Source organism: Thermotoga sp. KOL6 (assembly GCF_002866025.1).
Taxonomy (GTDB): domain Bacteria; phylum Thermotogota; class Thermotogae; order Thermotogales; family Thermotogaceae; genus Thermotoga.
This window is the reverse complement of the sequence record NZ_LNDE01000004.1, coordinates 34,155-51,358: the sequence shown is the minus strand read 5'-3', so window position 1 is coordinate 51,358 and position 17,204 is coordinate 34,155. Positions and strand designations below refer to the sequence as shown.

17 protein-coding genes and 2 tRNA genes are annotated in these 17,204 nt (G+C 40.9%); 3 read left to right on the top strand and 16 right to left on the bottom strand.

What is annotated here, in order from left to right; genetic code table 11:
- The 9 genes from AS005_RS08145 to AS005_RS08835 are packed head-to-tail and all read right to left on the bottom strand — an operon-like array spanning position 1 to position 7,119.
- On the bottom strand, positions 1-555 hold the full coding sequence (locus tag AS005_RS08145) for a DUF4894 domain-containing protein (RefSeq protein ID WP_101511214.1): 555 nt from the start codon (positions 553-555) through the stop codon (positions 1-3).
- A 2-nt stretch (positions 556-557) separates the two neighbouring features.
- Complete coding sequence (gene gyrB / locus AS005_RS08140) at positions 558-2,468, bottom strand: DNA topoisomerase (ATP-hydrolyzing) subunit B (protein ID WP_101511213.1); 1,911 nt, start codon at positions 2,466-2,468, stop codon at positions 558-560.
- A complete protein-coding gene (locus AS005_RS08135) occupies positions 2,469-2,753 on the bottom strand; it encodes a DUF721 domain-containing protein (protein WP_101511212.1) in 285 nt (94 codons plus the stop codon).
- Positions 2,750-3,571, bottom strand: coding sequence for an aminotransferase class IV (locus AS005_RS08130; protein ID WP_101511211.1), 822 nt, complete (start codon positions 3,569-3,571; stop codon positions 2,750-2,752). Before AS005_RS08130 ends, AS005_RS08135 begins: the two co-directional genes overlap by 4 nt.
- On the bottom strand, positions 3,531-4,835 hold the full coding sequence (mtaB, locus tag AS005_RS08125; protein WP_101511210.1) for a tRNA (N(6)-L-threonylcarbamoyladenosine(37)-C(2))-methylthiotransferase MtaB: 1,305 nt from the start codon (positions 4,833-4,835) through the stop codon (positions 3,531-3,533). The genes AS005_RS08130 and mtaB overlap by 41 nt, the downstream gene beginning before the upstream one ends.
- Positions 4,832-5,284 carry an HPP family protein gene (locus AS005_RS08120; RefSeq protein ID WP_101511209.1) on the bottom strand — a complete coding sequence of 151 codons (453 nt, stop codon included), beginning with the start codon at positions 5,282-5,284 and terminating at the stop codon, positions 4,832-4,834. Before AS005_RS08120 ends, mtaB begins: the two co-directional genes overlap by 4 nt.
- Position 5,285: 1 nt before the next feature.
- Positions 5,286-6,245: a 1-phosphofructokinase family hexose kinase gene (locus AS005_RS08115; RefSeq protein WP_101511208.1), complete on the bottom strand. Its 960-nt coding sequence runs from the start codon at positions 6,243-6,245 to the stop codon at positions 5,286-5,288.
- Between the two features lie 30 nt (positions 6,246-6,275).
- A complete protein-coding gene (locus tag AS005_RS08110) occupies positions 6,276-6,980 on the bottom strand; it encodes an ATP-binding cassette domain-containing protein (protein WP_101511293.1) in 705 nt (234 codons plus the stop codon).
- On the bottom strand, positions 6,949-7,119 hold the full coding sequence (locus tag AS005_RS08835; protein WP_199203891.1) for a hypothetical protein: 171 nt from the start codon (positions 7,117-7,119) through the stop codon (positions 6,949-6,951). Before AS005_RS08835 ends, AS005_RS08110 begins: the two co-directional genes overlap by 32 nt.
- 125 nt (positions 7,120-7,244) lie before the next feature.
- Here AS005_RS08835 and AS005_RS08105 point away from each other — a divergent pair, with 125 nt between their 5' ends.
- The 3 genes from AS005_RS08105 (at position 7,245) to AS005_RS08095 (ending at position 10,337) form a co-directional block, all read left to right on the top strand.
- A complete protein-coding gene (locus tag AS005_RS08105; protein ID WP_101511207.1) occupies positions 7,245-8,216 on the top strand; it encodes a radical SAM protein in 972 nt (323 codons plus the stop codon).
- A gap of 81 nt (positions 8,217-8,297) precedes the next feature.
- Positions 8,298-9,746, top strand: a complete 1,449-nt coding sequence (locus tag AS005_RS08100; protein WP_101511206.1) for a radical SAM protein — start codon at positions 8,298-8,300, stop codon at positions 9,744-9,746.
- Between the two features lie 15 nt (positions 9,747-9,761).
- The gene (locus AS005_RS08095) at positions 9,762-10,337 is read left to right on the top strand and encodes a TetR/AcrR family transcriptional regulator (RefSeq protein WP_101511205.1); all 576 of its coding nucleotides are present in this window, start codon (positions 9,762-9,764) and stop codon (positions 10,335-10,337) included.
- A 14-nt stretch (positions 10,338-10,351) separates the two neighbouring features.
- Here the strand turns inward: AS005_RS08095 and pheT are convergent, their stop codons facing one another.
- From pheT to AS005_RS08060, 7 genes are all read right to left on the bottom strand, one after another.
- Entirely contained in the window at positions 10,352-12,718 is a 2,367-nt protein-coding gene (gene pheT, locus AS005_RS08090; protein WP_101511204.1) for a phenylalanine--tRNA ligase subunit beta, read from the bottom strand.
- A 14-nt stretch (positions 12,719-12,732) separates the two neighbouring features.
- Entirely contained in the window at positions 12,733-13,710 is a 978-nt protein-coding gene (gene pheS, locus AS005_RS08085) for a phenylalanine--tRNA ligase subunit alpha (protein ID WP_101511203.1), read from the bottom strand.
- A gap of 34 nt (positions 13,711-13,744) precedes the next feature.
- Positions 13,745-13,833 (bottom strand) — tRNA-Ser (locus AS005_RS08080).
- A gap of 21 nt (positions 13,834-13,854) precedes the next feature.
- The gene (locus tag AS005_RS08075; RefSeq protein ID WP_101511202.1) at positions 13,855-15,042 is read right to left on the bottom strand and encodes an iron-containing alcohol dehydrogenase; all 1,188 of its coding nucleotides are present in this window, start codon (positions 15,040-15,042) and stop codon (positions 13,855-13,857) included.
- A 39-nt stretch (positions 15,043-15,081) separates the two neighbouring features.
- Positions 15,082-16,281 (bottom strand): uracil-xanthine permease family protein, encoded by a 1,200-nt coding sequence (locus AS005_RS08070; protein WP_101511201.1) that lies wholly within the window; start codon positions 16,279-16,281, stop codon positions 15,082-15,084.
- 47 nt (positions 16,282-16,328) lie between these two features.
- Positions 16,329-17,060, bottom strand: a complete 732-nt coding sequence (locus AS005_RS08065; RefSeq protein ID WP_101511292.1) for a WecB/TagA/CpsF family glycosyltransferase — start codon at positions 17,058-17,060, stop codon at positions 16,329-16,331.
- Positions 17,061-17,106: 46 nt separating this feature from the next.
- A tRNA-Leu gene (locus AS005_RS08060) sits at positions 17,107-17,193 on the bottom strand.
- Between the last annotated feature and the right edge of the window lie 11 nt (positions 17,194-17,204).

The following is a 17,204-nucleotide window of genomic DNA, read 5'->3' as shown; positions in this document are numbered from 1 at the left end:
TCAATCACCCCTCATTTCCATCAAAATACCTTCGGATGAAAGAAAGTATTCGCCCCTTGGTTCGATCGCATCGTATTGTGACTCTATCACATCGAAATTCTTCACAAAAGACACCCAATCTTCAACCAAAATTCTGGCACCCTTGAGTAGAACAACTTCCTTTGAATCAAATAACACTGCCGAAATTAACGAACTTTTCAAAACGGTGTTAAGTAGTGTCAAAATATTTTTATCCTCTTCCGAAAAACGAATCCCCTCCAATTTCACTCCCAAAAATAACGGATAGAATTTCAAAAAACTCCAATTCGGGAGCGAACAAATCAGAATACCCTTTTCGGAAACCAGATAATAATTCCCCTTGTACAACACAACTCCTATGGGTTTTCTGGAATCTATTATAATACTATTCTCATGAATGTTAAAATTTTCTATCAAATTAGATGCTAAATCACTTGAGATGGTCACCATTTCTCGATGACTGGAGACAAAAATTTTTACAAAAAGAAAACCGTACATCAACATCAATATAAAAAATATTATTCTCAGGGCTCTCATGATTAAATATCTAGCTCTTTTACCTTCAACGCGTGTCTTTCTATAAATTCCCTCCTACTTGATGGATCGTTTCCCATGAGAATCTCAAACAATCTATCCGCTTCTTCAGCGTCTTCTATGGTAACTCTTATTATTTTCCTTGTTTCTGGATTCATCGTTGTTTCCCACAATTGTTCCGGATTCATTTCTCCTAGTCCTTTGTAACGCTGTATCTCCATTCTTTTTCCTTGGAACTTTCTTTTGTACTCAATCAACTCAGAATCACTATAAACATAGAATTCACTCTTTTCCGTTTTTAGCCTGTACAAAGGAGGAAGAGCTATGTAAACCCTCCCTTTTTCTATCAACGGCCTCATATACCTGTAAAAGAGGGTCAAAAGTAAAGTTCTAATGTGAGCACCATCTATATCGGCGTCCGTCATGATAATTATTCTTCCGTATCGAAGTTTGTTCTCATCAAAATCGTCACCTATCCCAGTTCCTATGGCGACTATTATGTCACTGATCTGTTCATTCTTTAAAAGCCTATCGAGAGAGGATTTCTCCACATTCAAAATTTTTCCCCTTATTGGGAGCACCGCTTGAAATTCTCTATCACGTGCTTGTTTGGCAGAACCACCAGCGGAATCCCCTTCAACAATGAAGAGCTCGGTTTTTTCTCGCTCAGTGGAACTACAATCTGCCAACTTTCCTGGAAGGGTGGTGCTTTGAAGAACGTTTTTTCTTCTGACCATCTCTCTGGCTCTTCTTGCCGCTTCTCTTGCCTGTTTAGTACTCAATATTTTCGAAAGAATCACTTTGATGATCTCGGGATTGGCGTCGAATATTCTTTTCAATTCTTCTCTCATAGCTTTTGCCACAGCTTCTTTCACTTCTTCGTTACCAAGCTTTGATTTTGTCTGGCCCTCGAATTCAGGGTTCCTAACGTAAACGCTTATCACAGCTGTCAGGCCTTCTCTTACATCGTCCCCTTGAAAAGAATCGTTATTTTTCAAAAAATTATGCTTTCTTCCGTACTCGTTCATCAATCTCGTAAGTGTCGTCTTGAAAGAGGTAACGTGTGTTCCACCATCAACTGTTTTTATAGTGTTAGCAAAAGAAAGTATCTCTTCCGAATATGAATCGGTATATTGAAAGGCAATTTCCACCATTACTTCTTCTTCTTTATCTTTGGTCTTAACCCTTTCAGTTCTCTTTATATGAACTACATCATGAAGAGGTTTTTTTCCACGATTCAAATACTTTACAAATTCTTTCAAACCACCATCGAACTTGAAAACCTTTTTCTCTCCGTTTATATTGTCTACAAACTCTAGTTTTAATCCCGGTACAAGGAACGCAATCTCTCTTAATTTATGTTCTAGAATATCCGGATCAAACTCAACATCTGAAAAAATAAGAGGATCCGGTTTAAAACGAACGATTGTTCCATGTTTGTCGGTTGGCCCCAGATCCTCAACAGGAGTGACAGGCTTTCCTCTTTCATATCGTTGCCTGTAAATTCTTCCATTTCTATACACTCTCACCTCGAGCCATTCAGAAAGTGCATTAACAACAGATACTCCTACACCATGCAAGCCTCCACTTATCCTGTAGGAATCTTTAGAAAACTTTCCACCAGCGTGCAACACTGTGAACACAACTTCCAGAGCACTCCTGCCCTCTTCCGGATGAATATCCACAGGAATACCTCTTCCATTATCCTCAACTTCTACACTTCCATCTTCGTAAAGTGTAACTCTTATCCAATCGCAATAACCTGCAAGAGCTTCATCAACGCTGTTGTCAACCACTTCGTACACTAAATGGTGTAAACCACGTTTCCCCGTGGAACCAATGTACATACCTGGCCTCATTCGAACAGGTTCTAGGCCTTTCAAAACCTTTATACTTTCGGCCGAATACTTCTCCATCTATTTTCCCCTCCTGAACCTCATATCTTTGAACAACTTCTTCCCTGCCTTCTCATTGAGAAGACGAAGAAGATTATCCTTTTGAAGAGAAAGCTCCGTCATCCATAGTGAATCGTCGCAAACAACATGAACAACTCCGTTTTCCACCTTTTCGATCTTAACGTGCCTGGCAATAAGAGGTCCTACCAATCTTTCCCATTCTCTCAAAATCATCCTCATTTTCAATTCCAAAAAAAATGACTGTTTGTTTGCAAGCTCTTCAAACAGACTTCCCAAAGGTTTCATATCCCCACCCAATTTTCTTCCAAATTCAAGACAAAAGGTTCGAAATTCTCCATAAGAGTTGTGGACACAGGCCCTGGTTCTTCCTCAAAAAACAGATGTTCATTCAACCTCCTGACAGGAACGATCCCCACACGAGTATGGGTCAGAAAAACCTCATCCGCTTCGAACAGTTCCCAAACCCATACCGTTCTTTCTTCAACTGGAATCTCAAGAGTATCTGCCAATTTTATAACGTTTTCTCTCGTTATTCCATCGAGAATGCCTGTTTCTATTGAAGGAGTAATTAACCTTCCCTCCTTCACCAGAAAAATATTGCTGAAACTTCCTTCACACACTTCCCCGTTCACACCAAGTAAGATCACATCATAGCAGTCTTTTATCTCTCTTCTCGCTAAAACAATATCTGTTCTTCCAGTTATCTTAAGATTCGGAGGAGTAGAAAGAGTGGGTATTCTTCGCACGCTCGCTATTTTTGTGTCGACTCCCATCTCAACATTGGGTATTTTCAGAGGAGAGAAAACGAAAAATGCTTCCCCAGAATCTACGGAGACATACACCCTTATTCTGCTTTCACAATCAAAGTGGCGAACTCCTTCTTTTAGGATTCCTAAAAATTCTTCGAATTTGAAAGAAAGAGCGATGTTGAAAAAACTAACAGATCTTTCCAAACGTTTGTAATGTTTATACGCAGCAAAAGGTATTCTGTTGTATGTTCTCAGAGTCTCGTAAGCCAGTCCCTTAGATATCTCATCGAACATCTCGTAATCCAAAGAAAAATCATTTGCGTGAAGAAACTTTCCTTTCCACCATATTAACACGACAGGAAATCACTCCTTCTTCTGATAAAGACTTCACTTTCACATCGTGAAACATTCCGACACCTTCACCTACAAACTCGTGTTTTATGTAGTACTCATCGTATCCAGAAAGGACACCTTTAGTAACGTACCATTCCGCAAGAACTCGTCTCTCTTTACCAACGATTTTCCTCTTGTATCTCCGCGATGTCTCTCTTGCTTTTTCCTTCAAAAATCGCATTCTTTCTTTCTTTTCATCCTCAGGAACTACTCCGTTGAATTTACTCGCAGGTGTTCCAGGCCTCGGTGAATACCTGAATATATGTACTCTGCTGAACTCTACCTCTTCTACAAGTTTCACAGTTCTCAGAAAATCCTCCTCTGTTTCGCCTGGAAAGCCCACAATTATGTCCGTCGTTATCGAAAAATCTGGATCGAGATCCCTCAGTTTCTCAACTACTCTTACGAAGTCTGAAACTTTGTATCTTCTGCCCATCCTTTTCAAGACGTTGTCCGAGCCGCTTTGAACAGATATGTGAAGATGATGGCAAATTCTCGGATTGGACTTAAAAAGATCCAAAATTCGATCGGTTACATCTTCCACGTTTATAGAACTGAAGCGTATCCGATAATCACCTGGAATGTTCTCAACCGATTTCACGAGCTCAACAAGATCCGTTCCAAGATCCTTTCCGTACCTTCCAAGGTTCACCCCTGTGATGACGATTTCTTTGTAGCCTTTCATCACCATCTTCAAAAATTCTTCTCTGAATATTTCAATGGGTTTGCTTCTTATTTTTGTTCCCCGAGCGTGTCTGATGGCGCAATATGTACAAGCGTTGTCACAACCATCCTCTACCTTTATGTAGGATCGAGTTCTATCTTCGAAACTTCCTTTCACTTTTTCGTAAACGGGACTGTTTGGTTCCGATACGAATATTCTTTTCTTCCCGTTCATGGAAAGAAGATAATCCACTATATTTTTCTTTTCGGATATTCCCAAAATCATATCAACAGGTAATTTTTTCGCTTCGTTGGGAAAGAGTTGGGCAAAACATCCTGTCAAAACAATTTTGGATTCCTTGTTATTTTTTCGTACATTCTTAATAAATCTTCTCACCTTTTTCTCAACTTCTTGTGTTACCGCACAAGAGTTCACTATGTAATAATCAGCATTCCCTTCGGGTAAAACCACGTACCCAGCTTTTTCCAATTGCTCAGCCATGTATTCACTTTCGTACTGATTCACTTTGCATCCAAAGGTTTCAATTCTAACGGTCCTCATATCTCCAACTTCCTCTCCGAGACCACCCTCAGAACATCAATTCTTCTTAATATACCGACAAGTTGCATAGAATCATCGACCACTGGAAGAGATTTAAAACCATGTCTTATGAGATAATCCGCCGCGACTATCAAGGGATCATCCTCTTTCACCACTATAGGAGGTTTGTTCATAAACTCTGAGATGGGTTTATCCTTTATTTTGACCACGTTCCTTATCAATTGGTTGGTGTCAGGTATGAAGGAAGCGGATCTTAAAAGAGAAAAGTAGCTTGGCACCAAAGCTTTTATCAAATCACTTTCACTTACAAAACCCACAACACGCATATCGTAATCAACTACAGGCACCCCAGAAAGATTTTGTCTTGATAAAAGCCTTATAACCGTTTCCACAGTCTCATCTTCAAAAACAGCGGAAATATCGTAAATCACAGCATCTTTTACCCTCATTTCATTTCACCCTTTCTACGGTGAAATGATCGTACTCTCTCTTTATTGCGTCGAGATCTGGCATGTACTTCTCTTTTCGTCTGGTTGCCGCCAGAGCCGATGCGAAACCAAACTTCGCCATTTCAAGGAAGTTCGCGCCATGCGTTACAAAGTAGTACACCATCCCTGCTACATAAGCATCTCCTGCTCCCAGAAGATGAGAAGTATCTATCTCCTCTTTTGATTCTATGATCCATACCCCATCTCTTGTAGCAACGATGTCACTTTTTATCTTATAGGAAACTACTGCCACATGTGCCTTTTCTGCAATTTTTTCTGCAAGTTCTACATAATCATCGAAAGTATTAGGTTTCAGACCAAGAAAGGAACTGTGATCTCCCCTCAAATCTGGTTTCACCACATTAGGATACTCAGGTCCTTCCAACATTTTTTCCAACAATCTTGGTGTTTGCTCTACAAAAACGAAGATTCCTTTCTCACGGGCAACTTTTACCAATTCATTACAAAGACTTTCATTTACTCCAAGCGGTATGCTTCCTGAAATAACCACACAGTCAACTTTTGAAAGTGTCATTTTGTATCTTCTCAAAAAATGATCCACATCCGATTTATCAATCTCTGGACCAGGGAAATTTATGGCCGTGATGGTATGATTTTTTTCATCGATGATTTCTATGTTCTCTCTTGTTTCACCGTCAACATAAACGAAATTCGTTGTGATCAGATTCGAAATTCTCCGCAATTCTTCAACAAGAATCCTACCCATGTGACCTCCAACAAAACCTGTGGCCACCGAAGGTATACCAAGTTTAGAAAGGGCTATGGATACGTTTATTCCCTTACCGCCTGGGCTCATTTGTGTTTTAGATAGATCTCCCAATCTATAAAGCTTGTTCACCTGGAAATCTTCTATAAAGATCTCCCTATCTAGCGCAGGGTTGAGGGTGACTGTTAAAACCATGAAATCACCTCGTCTTTCAGAATGAAACTCTCATAATTTCAAAACAAAATCTCTTGGACTTCCTGCATAATTGATTCTACCACTATTCAATATCACCAACAAATCGGCTATGTAGAGAAACCGTTGAAGGATGCGAGTTGATATGACGAAGGTCCTATCTTTTTTCATATCTAGGAAGGTCTCAATGATCCTTTCGAGGTTTTCATCATCGAGATGGTCTAATAAACAGTCCATCAATATGATCTCGGGTTTTTTTTGTTCCAATATAAACAGAAGGAGGGATATTTTTTCGGCGGGGGAAAAGAAAGAAAGGGGAGTTTTTTGACCCATGAATAACTTCTTGAGAATACCAAGATCATCCAATTTAGCGGAAAATTCATCCAATGCAACTTTTCTTTTCAGGCTCAAACTCAAGAATTCATCAAAGTTGTAATGATTCATGGCATCGATAAAGCTTGTATCGAGATACAAAGCCTTTCTTCTCACATAGGTATCTTCAAGATCCCTAACATCCTCACCAAACAAGTAAACAGTTCCATCTTCGACGAGTTCATCGAAAATTTCGTTGTTTAACTTGACAACAGATCTCAGCAACGTTGATTTGCCAGAACCTCGGGGCCCATACAACACGTTTATACCCTCTACGAACGAAAGAGTAATATTGTCTAAGATCACTTTACCGCTATTTGAAACGGAGAGATGATCAAGCTTTATCGGGAACCTTCTGTTTTCCATCACTCTCTCTTTCCTTCTCTTCGCCAAAACCTAAACGTCTTTTTATTTCTCTAAGAGCGTTTTCATCACCATTCTCCATCATCTTGAGGAGTTCTATCTGTGACAAAACCCTAGGATTCTTGGATATTTTCTTTTCCAAATGGCATCACCTCGTTGATGATTTTAAACCCAAACCTTTAATTCAACTTGTAAGTATCATTACAATTAGAACGTTCTCCTTGGGTGTAAAATTTCTCAGGTTAAAATCTATCCGGAGGTGATCAAATGCGAAATCCACCCTTCATAGTAGAATACGAACTAACAACGAGATGTAATTTCAATTGTAAACACTGCTATTGTGAAGCAGGAAAGCCTCATCCGAACGAACTCAGTTTTGAAGAAATAAAGGAATTGATAATCGATTTGAAAGAGATGAAGGTTTGGGCTCTCGATTTAGTAGGAGGAGAACCACTTTTACATCCGAGAATCCTCGACATACTTTCTTTTGGAAAAGAAGTGGGACAACGTCTTATGATAAATACCAACGGTTCACTGGCAACGAAAGATATGGTTAGTAAGATCAGAAAAGTCAATCCAAATGTGCTGATAGGAGTATCCTTAGAAGGACCCGATCCCGAAACAAACGACTACGTGAGAGGGAAAGGTAACTTTGAAAGAGCAGTACAAGGTATAAGAAACTTAATAAATGAGGGATTCCAGGTTACGATATTGCATGTGATAAACAGGAGAAACTGGAAAAAATTCGAAAAAATGGTGAAATTTGCTTTAGAAATAGGTGCAAGCGCTGTGTACGTTGACAGATTCATTCCCGTAGGAAGAGGCGCTATCTACGCAAAAGAATTGGATATGGAACCAAATGAATGGAAGCTTGCAATCGAGCATGTATTGAATGTTGTGAATTCCTACAAAGATGAAATCATTTTTTACGTAGAAGAATCGATTTCTGGTGATCTTTGCTCGGCCGGGATCAACCACGCTTCTATTTTGGTTGATGGGACAGCTGTTCCCTGTGGTCATTTCAGATACAAAAAGGAATATTACATGGGAAATATTCGCGAAAGAAAATTTTTCGAGATATGGAACGATTACAAACCTCTCCCTTCCCCTTCCTCATGCTCGCATTGTCCTCTCTTAGATAAATGCGGAGGAGGTTGTAAGGCTTACTACTTACTGAAAAACTACGAAAAAGACGAAGCAATTTGTGCTGTAAACAAGGGGAGATACAACATAAAGTAACAAAAAAGAAAACGACTTTTCACGTAGTGATCGTAGAATATTTTACCGACCGGTAAGTAAAAAAACATTGGAGGTGATTCAATGCCAGTAGGTGGAATCAAAGGGATGATCTATCGTCAAGCGGGAAAACTCGTTGGAACGTTTGTAAGAAACGCCGATGTGGAAACGTTGGGGAAGATTTTCGGAACTTTGAGTATGTTCACGAAAGAACCTGCTAAAAGTGGACTTAGAAAGCTCTCCGATCTTGCAAAAGAACGACATCCCATGGTGATGTCTTGGGTGAATGTTTTCAAAAAGGCAAGCCCAAAATGTGTCGAAGGTGTTATAAACAACTTGATCATCAACGAGTTTGCACTAGGAGAACCTATCAGACAAGAAAAAATGCACGAATACAAGACTGTTCTTCCAAAACTTTTAGTTTTGAGTCCTACATACGCATGTAACCTCAATTGTGTGGGTTGTTACGCAGGTCTTTACGGTAGAAAATACGAACTTTCCCATGACGAGGTTAGGGATATTTTGAAGCAGGCCAACGATCTTGGAATATATTTCTTCATTATCACCGGTGGTGAACCGTTCTTCTGGCCACACTTGATGGATATATTTGAAGAATTCAAAGACAGCTATTTCCTCGTTTACTCGAATGGAACTCTCATAAAAGAAGAAACAGCGAAAAAACTGGCCGAGCTCGGAAACGTTACTGTATCCATCTCCGTAGAAGGCTTTGAAACAGATACAGATTGGAGAAGAGGTAGAGGAATTTTCAAAAAAATATTGGAAGCATGGGAAAGATTGAGACGACATGGTGTGATTTTTGGAGCATCCGTTACAGCAACTCGCATGAACCATGATACTCTTATGAAAGATGAATTCTGGGATTTCTTGGAAGAACAAGGAGTTTCTTACGTTTGGGTTTATCAGTTCATGCCCGTTGGAATGAATCCAACCATGGATCTCGTTCCCACACCAAAACAGAGATACGAAAGATTCCACAAACTTGAACAAATAAGACTCAGTGGTAAATTTGCATTTGTTGCTGATTTTTGGAACCATGGATTCCTCACAAACGGTTGTCTTGCAGCAGGTGCAAAATATTTGCATATCAATGCTAAGGGCTATGTGGAACCGTGTGTCTTCCAGCAATTTGCAGTTGACAGCATACGAGAGAAAAAACTCATTGATATACTGAAATCACCATTCTTTGAAGCCTACAAGAGAATGATACCGTACAGCGACAATCTCTTCAGACCTTGCCCGATTATTGACAATCCAAAAGTGTTCAGGGCAATGGTCAAAGCGTTCAACGCAAAACCCCAGCACGAAGGTTCCGAGAGAATAATTACGGAACTTGCACCAGAAATTGATAAGCTTGCTGCTGAATGGAAAAAATACGCGGACAAACTTTGGTATGAAGAGGGATATTCAGAAATTTATCCTGCAAACAGAGGAGTATACTCTTACGAAGTAAGGATGAGAAGATACGCTGACAAAGAGAAACTCCTCGCTGTGGACAAGCGTTACAGAGATTAACGTGGAGGGATGAAATTGGGCAACGAGACAAAACGCAAAATTCTCGAAGCAGCGAAAAAAGCGTTTTCAAAATATGGTTACGATGGGGTCAGTATGGAAGAAATCGCACATGAAGCGGGTGTGAAAAAAGCTCTTATATATTACTACTTTCCAAGCAAAGACAAACTTTTCGAGGAAGTATGGAGAGAAGCAATAGAAGAGCTGGAAAATCACCTTTTTGCGGTTGCAGAAGAGACCAATTCCTATTTTGCAAAAATAAAGAAATTTTTGAGGTCTTACGTTGATTTCGTGTTGAACAAGACCGTTTTGAACGAAATCATAGAGAAAGAAAAAGTAACAATTCGTTTCGAAAGGGAAGGAAAATGGTCATCGCTCAGAGAAAAGTATGAAAATTTCATCAAGCGAGTAGAGGAATTGATAGAAGAGGGAAAGAAGCAGAACTATGTTTACAAAGATTTGGACTCCCGAGCTGCTGCGGAACTCATTGTAAATTCAATGGGAGATGTTCCAAGGGATAAAAAGTTGTTACAAAACATACAAGAAATGATATTGAGAGGCCTCTTGAAGATGAAAACAGAAGAGGGGCGTTAGCCCCTCTTTATTTTTTAGAATCTTCTTTTTATTCCAAGTTTCTTTTCTGCTTCTTCTACCATCTTTTCAAACATCTGATTCACTTCTTCATCGGTCAGAGTTCTCTCTGGATGTCTAAACACCACGTAAAAGGTGACACTGATCATACCTGTAGGCACACCTTTTCCTTCGTAAACATCGAAGACGCCAACTTCTTCTACAAGAGTACCACCCATTTTCCTGAAAAGATTCACAACCTCAATGGATTTGAAGCCTTTCGGCAATAGGAACGAAACATCTCTTCGAATGGAAGGAAATTTTGGAGTAGGTTTGTAGAAAGGTTTGCCTTTTGAAATCCTCCACAGAAGATCTAAATTTATTTCAAAGAAATAGACTTCTTCGTTAACGTCGTACTCGTCAAGTAATTTTGGATCCACCATACCTACAATGCCTAATTCTTCGATTTCAAAGAGTATCTTTGCCGTTCTGGTTGGGAAGAGCCCTGGTAGAATAGCTTCCTTGAAATCAACAGAAATCCCAAGTTTTTGAAACAGCTCATCCAACACTCCTTTTATTGTGTAGAAGGAAACCTTTCTCTTGTCGGTATAGTCGTAAGGGTTCTCCATACCGCAAGTCATAGCTGAAAGCATTTCGGTTTCTCTGTATTCTTCTTTCTCTTTGAAATACACCTTCCCTATCTCAAAAAGCTTCAGATTTCTGTTCTGCCTCTTGAAATTACCAGAGAGTACCTGTATCAGACTATAAAACAAAGATGTCCTCATCACGTCCATTTCCGAAGATATGGGATTGGAGAGTCTCACAGGTTCTTTGGCTACAATCGGCCACTTTTGCATCTGTTCCGAATCTACGAAAGAAAAACTTATAATCTCGTCGAATCCCATAGCTTTCATAAACTGAGAGATCTCTTTACGAAACAGCTGTCTTTCATTCCAACCTATGTTTAACGCTGGTACACTCACAACTTGAGACGGGATTTTTTCATAGCCAAAAACTCTCCCTATTTCCTCAATCAAATCGATTTCTCTTTCAACATCTGGTCTAAAGGTTGGTACGGTCACCTCGTATCTCTCACCCTCGTCTTTTACCTCGAATTCCAATCGTTCGAGGATCTCATTTGCTCCTTGAACCCTCATTCCGAGCACACTTTTGATTTTTTCCTTCCTGAGAAACACTCTCTTCTTCTCGATCCTCCTAGGATAAACATCCCAAAATTTGTTCAAAACAACACCGCCTGAGAGTTTTTGGATTAGCTCTGCAAGCCTCAAAGACACGAATTCCACATCATTAGGATCAACACCTCGTTCAAACCTGTAAGAAGATTCGGTGACGATACCAAGTGTTTTGGATGTCTTCCTTATCCTCACAGGGTTAAAATAAGCCACTTCAAGAACCAAGTTTTTTGTGTCATTATACACACCAGAATTCATTCCTCCCATGATCCCGCCGAGAGCCAAGATGTTTTCACCATCAGTTATCAAAATTTCTCCGCCTTTCAGTTCGTACTCTTTTTCATCAAGCAGGAGAACTCTTTCTCCACCTTCCGCTGATTTCACCACAATTTTTTTGTTCTTCAATCTGTTCAGATCAAAAGCATGGACAGGATGTCCTAGTTCTAACATGATGTAATTCGTAGCGTCGATGATGTTATTCAAAGATCTCATACCGGAAGCAACAAGTCTAGCTTTCATCCAGAGTGGGGAATCTTTTACCTCAACTCCTTTCATAATCCGAGCCGAATACCTTGGACACCCATCAACATCATTTATGAAAACTTCGAAATCTATTTCATCATCGACAAAAGAAACTTTTGGTGAGGGTTTTTTCAAAGGTCTGCCACTCAACGCAGAAAGCTCCCTAGCTACTCCTAGAACAGAGAGACAATCAGGTCTATTCGGGGTAATTTCCAAATCGAACACGTGATCTCTCAACCCGAATTTCTCTATGACGTTCATCCCCAACTCAACCGGTTCTGGAAATCTGTATACATTCTCTGATTTTTCCTCGAGCCCCAACTCCTCGAGAGAACAAAGCATACCTTCCGATACGATCCCTTTAAATTCACGCGGTTGTATCCTTACTCCGTCGTTTAGAGTTGCACCTTCAAGAGCTAAAATGACGTAATCTCCTTCTTTCACGGTCTTGTCTGCTGTGATAACAGTGTAATCTCTACTACCCGTACTCACCTTACAGATCAAAAGTTTTTCAGTTTCAGGATGCACCTTCGCTTCCAAAACCTTTGCTGTTAAAATCTCACCAGATAAGTTGAAAGGTTCTACGATATCTTCCACACTGGTTCCAGAAAAGGTGAGTTTCTCCGCTATCTTTTCTGTGTCCCAATCTAGATCTATGAATTCTCTAAGCCATGACTCGGGTACTTTCATTCGCTACACCCCCATCAATAACTACTGAGAAATCTAACATCGTTTCTGACGAACTCTCTGATATCTGTTATCCCATACTTCAACATAGCGATTCTTTCGACACCCATTCCAAAAGCGTAACCTGTCCATTCTTCGGGATCGTATCCCACGCTTAAGAACACGTTGGGATCGACCATACCGGCTCCGAGGATTTCAAGCCAACCGTATCCTTTTAGATAAACGTCTACCTCAAAACTTGGCTCTGTAAACGGAAAAAAACTTGGTCTCAATCTTACTTTTGCACTTTCTCCGAACATCCTTCGAGCGAATTCCTCGAGAGTGAACTTCAAATGGGCTACGCTGAGATCTTTATCGACGTGTAATCCTTCAACCTGATGAAACATGGGAAGATGTGTTGCATCATAATCTCTTCTATAAACCTTTCCAGGCGAGATAATGGCAATTGGGGGTTTCCTTTCGAGCATCGTCCTCACCTGAACGGGAGACGTATGTGTTCTAAGGAGTAAATCGTCCGTTATATAGAAGGAATCATGTTCGTCACGGGCAGGATGCCATTCTGGAGTGTTCAGAGCATCGAAATTATACCAAGTTGTCTCAATCTCGGGCCCTTCTACCACATCAAAACCCATAGCAACAAAGATTCGTTCTATCTCTTCCATGATCTTAGCAACAGGGTGAGAATGTCCTACCTTTCTCCTGGCACCAGGTATTGTTACGTCGATTCGCATCCTCTCCATTTTTTCTTTTTCCATCAACTCTTCTATTTGTTTCTTCTTCTCTCTGAACAGCGCTTCTACCTTTTCCCTGAGTTCGTTCACCCGTTTTCCGTAAGTAGGCCTCTCCTCTGGAGGAAGATTTTTGAGATTCTTCATCAAACTTGTTATCTTTCCTTTTTTTCCAAGAAACTCCACTCTGAATTGTTCTAGTTCTTCAGCGCTGGATACTTTTGATAGTCTTTCAAAAGCTTCTCTTTCAACGACATCTATATTCATTTTTCATACCCCCTGACCTCATTATACAAAAAAATGGCGGAGGCGGTGGGACTCGAACCCACAAGGGCCTCACGGCCCACCGGTTTTCGAGACCGGCTCCTTAGCCAGTTCGGACACGCCTCCGCATCCTGGTAATATTTTATTTCATTTTGCAGCTAATTTCAATATTTCCCTAACATCATCTCTCTCCAACACCTTAACCTTTCCTAAAGAATCCCCTTTTGGTTTCAAATTCTTCTCGACGAGGAGCATAACGTTATCGACAATTTTATCTATATCCTCTTCTGGAATGCCCACATCTTTGAGAGTAACGGGTGCTCCCACCTTTTTCAACCAACCCTTGAAGGATTCAATTCCTTTTAGTATAAGATCTTCTCCCTCACCTTCAAAGCCAATCACCTTTTTCGCAAATCTTTCGAACTGTCCAGGATTTTCTTTGTAAACGTACTTCATCCAAGCTGGAAAGACAATAGCAAGGCCAGCACCGTGTGCAATATCGTAGAGAGCACTCAATGAATGTTCTATCCGGTGACACGACCATTCCCCACCTCGTCTACCAACGGCCATCGTTCCATTCAGAGCTATGGTGGCACTCCATGCAAGATTTGCTCGTGCTTCGTAATCATCCGGATTTTCGAGCAGTCTTTCGACCATCTTCATGATAGTCCTTATCGTACCCTCAGCTATCTCATTCGTGATTTCCGGACTGCTTCCATCAAAATAGTACTCCAAAATATGTGCGATGGCATCGACAGCTCCATACACTGTTTGTTCCTTTGGAAGTGTTGATTGAACGGAAGGATCCACGATGGAAACTCTCGGGTAAAGTGCTCTGGAACTGACACCGTATTTTTCCTTCGTCTTTTCATTAGTTATGACGGCATTTCCATTCATCTCCGTTCCAGTAGCGGAAATCGTCAACACATCAAATACAGGAAGGGCCTTTTCAATTTTGTACTTACCTATGAAAGCGTCCCAAATATCTCCATCGTAAAGCACACCACCGGCCACAGTTTTTGCAGAATCTATCACACTTCCACCACCGACGCCCAAGATCGCTTCTACTTTTTCTTTCCTTGCCACTTCTATAGCTTCATGAACTTTCGAAAGGACAGGATTCGGTTTGACACCCGAAACCTCCACCCATTCCACATTGTGCTTTTTGAGAGATTCCACTACTTGTTCGTAAACTCCATTCCTCTTTATAGAACCTCCCCCGTAGAGGAAAAGAACTTTTCCTATACCAGCTTGTTTCAATTCTTCCCCTATCTGATGAATGGTTCCCTTTCCGAAGATCAGCTTTGTAGGATTATGGAAAACAAAGTTCTCCATAGATTATCACCTCCTAATTAAAGATTCTAACATGCCTTATCAATCTCTTCTTGGAAGTATCAAATTGAGAACGATCCCTACTAAAGCTGCGAGACCAATTCCTTTAAGCTCTACTCTTCCCACTTTCAAAACCGCTCCTCCTATACCAATTGTGAGCATTAGAGCAGCTATCATGAGATTTCTGGGTTTTGAGAAATCGACTTTTGCGTTCACCATTGTCCTCACACCAACAGAAGTGATCATCCCAAACAGTATGAGACTCACCCCTCCCATAACCGCTTGAGGTATCGTCTGTAAAATCGCACCAAATTTAGAAATGAACGCAGCGAATATGGCAACGAGCGCCGCTCCTCTGAGAACCGAAGGATCGTAAACTCTCGTGAGTGCCAAAACTCCTGTATTTTCACTGTAAGTAGTGTTAGCGGGTCCTCCCAGAAAACCTGCGACGGCGGTGGCAAGTCCATCTCCAAGAAGTGTTCTGTGTAATCCTGGATTGTCGAAGAAATTCTTTCCAACAACCGCACCGTTCGTAGTAATATCACCAAGATGCTCCATGAAAGTAGCGAGAGTAACCGGCACTATCATGAATATCGCACCATAATCGAACTTGGGAAGCATAATCTTGGGCACACTGAAAAAAGGTGTGTTTATAATCGGAGTGGTGTCTATTTTTCCCATAGACAATCCAATCACGTATCCAACTACCACTCCTGTTATCACAGGTATCATGCTGAAGAAACCCCTCGTCATAGTGGCAACAAAAACCACCGTGGCTATGACAACGAGAGCGAGTGGCCAGTCATTGGATGCCATTTGAATCGCAACGGGGCTGAGTGTGAGTCCAATTACCATAATCATGCTGCCGGTGACAACGGGAGGAAGAAGTCTCTTTATTTTCTCAGGACCTACGATTTTCACTATCAGAGCGTAGAGAACGTAAAAAAGACCTGCTACAAAAATTCCTCCTGTCGCGTAAGCAAGATCTCCGTAGATTTCTTTTACAGCAAGAATAGGAGCAATGAACGCGAAACTAGATCCGAGGAAAACCGGCACGATACCACCTGTTACAAAATGGAAGATGAGAGTTCCTATACCTGCGGTGAGGAGTGCTACAAGTGGATCGAGTCCAGTTATGAGAGGAACCAAGACAGTCGCCCCAAACATGGCCACGAAGTGTTGCAGAGCTAGTAAAAACCATCTCCATCCACCAATTCTGGTAACAGCTCCTTCCAATTCCACAGAAGACACCTCCCATTTAAAAATAAAGGCTCTTTGATAAAGAGCCTTTATTTTTCACCTTTTAACTTTTCCTTCAGAACCAAAAATACAAACTTTGCAATTTGTACTGGAACTTTTCGCTTACTCATTGGAGATTGAAGAAAACGATACAACCACTCGAGATTCATTCTCTGAACCCACATTGGAGCTCGTCTTTTCTTACCAGAAATAACATCAATAGAACCTCCCACTCCCATAGCAAGTTTCACTTCCAATTGAGGGAGATTCGCGTAAATCCATCTCTCCTGACGAGGAACTCCCATTCCCACGAACAGAAGATCAACCGACTTTTCGTTAATATCTTTCACCACACTCTTCGACTCCTCATCTGGAAAAAATCCGTCATGGTATCCCACTACATTCACACCGACCTTACGCATAACCCAACTGGCTTTTTCAACTATTTCTTTCTTGGCTCCAAGAAGATAAATTCGCCAACCAGTTTCTTTCGATTTTTCGCAGAGATAGTTCATTATCTCCACACCTGGCAGTCTTTCAGTTGATTCTTTTTTGAGAAACTTCATAGCCCAAACAACACCCGAACCGTCGGGTACAACTAAATCGGCTGAGTTAACTATACGGCGGTATTCCCTATCTTCTATTGCTTTCAGCAAAATCGAAGCGTTCATTGTGACAACGAAAGTTTTAAGTCGTCTTTCTATTCTTTCTTCTATAGCTTTTAGAAATTCCTGCCTCGTTCCACTCAAAACTTGAGTATTGAAGATCTCTATTTTTTTCACCTCGATTTCCTCCAAAAAAAAGCGGAGGGAAAACCTCCGCACTACCTGGTGCCGAGGGCGGGACTTGAACCCGCACGGGGAAACCCCCACATGATCCTGAGTCATGCGCGTCTGCCAGTTCCGCCACCTCGGCACTTCGTTGTA

Coding starts and splice junctions, on each gene's coding strand:
- AS005_RS08145 (WP_101511214.1), bottom strand. CDS start 555: ATGAGAGCCCTGAGAATAATATTTTTTATATTGATGTTGATGTACGGT.
- gyrB (WP_101511213.1), bottom strand. CDS start 2,468: ATGGAGAAGTATTCGGCCGAAAGTATAAAGGTTTTGAAAGGCCTAGAA.
- AS005_RS08135 (WP_101511212.1), bottom strand. CDS start 2,753: ATGAAACCTTTGGGAAGTCTGTTTGAAGAGCTTGCAAACAAACAGTCA.
- mtaB (WP_101511210.1), bottom strand. CDS start 4,835: ATGAGGACCGTTAGAATTGAAACCTTTGGATGCAAAGTGAATCAGTAC.
- AS005_RS08120 (WP_101511209.1), bottom strand. CDS start 5,284: ATGAGGGTAAAAGATGCTGTGATTTACGATATTTCCGCTGTTTTTGAA.
- AS005_RS08115 (WP_101511208.1), bottom strand. CDS start 6,245: ATGGTTTTAACAGTCACCCTCAACCCTGCGCTAGATAGGGAGATCTTT.
- AS005_RS08110 (WP_101511293.1), bottom strand. CDS start 6,980: ATGGAAAACAGAAGGTTCCCGATAAAGCTTGATCATCTCTCCGTTTCA.
- AS005_RS08105 (WP_101511207.1), top strand. CDS start 7,245: ATGCGAAATCCACCCTTCATAGTAGAATACGAACTAACAACGAGATGT.
- AS005_RS08100 (WP_101511206.1), top strand. CDS start 8,298: ATGCCAGTAGGTGGAATCAAAGGGATGATCTATCGTCAAGCGGGAAAA.
- pheT (WP_101511204.1), bottom strand. CDS start 12,718: ATGAAAGTACCCGAGTCATGGCTTAGAGAATTCATAGATCTAGATTGG.
- pheS (WP_101511203.1), bottom strand. CDS start 13,710: ATGAATATAGATGTCGTTGAAAGAGAAGCTTTTGAAAGACTATCAAAA.
- AS005_RS08075 (WP_101511202.1), bottom strand. CDS start 15,042: ATGGAGAACTTTGTTTTCCATAATCCTACAAAGCTGATCTTCGGAAAG.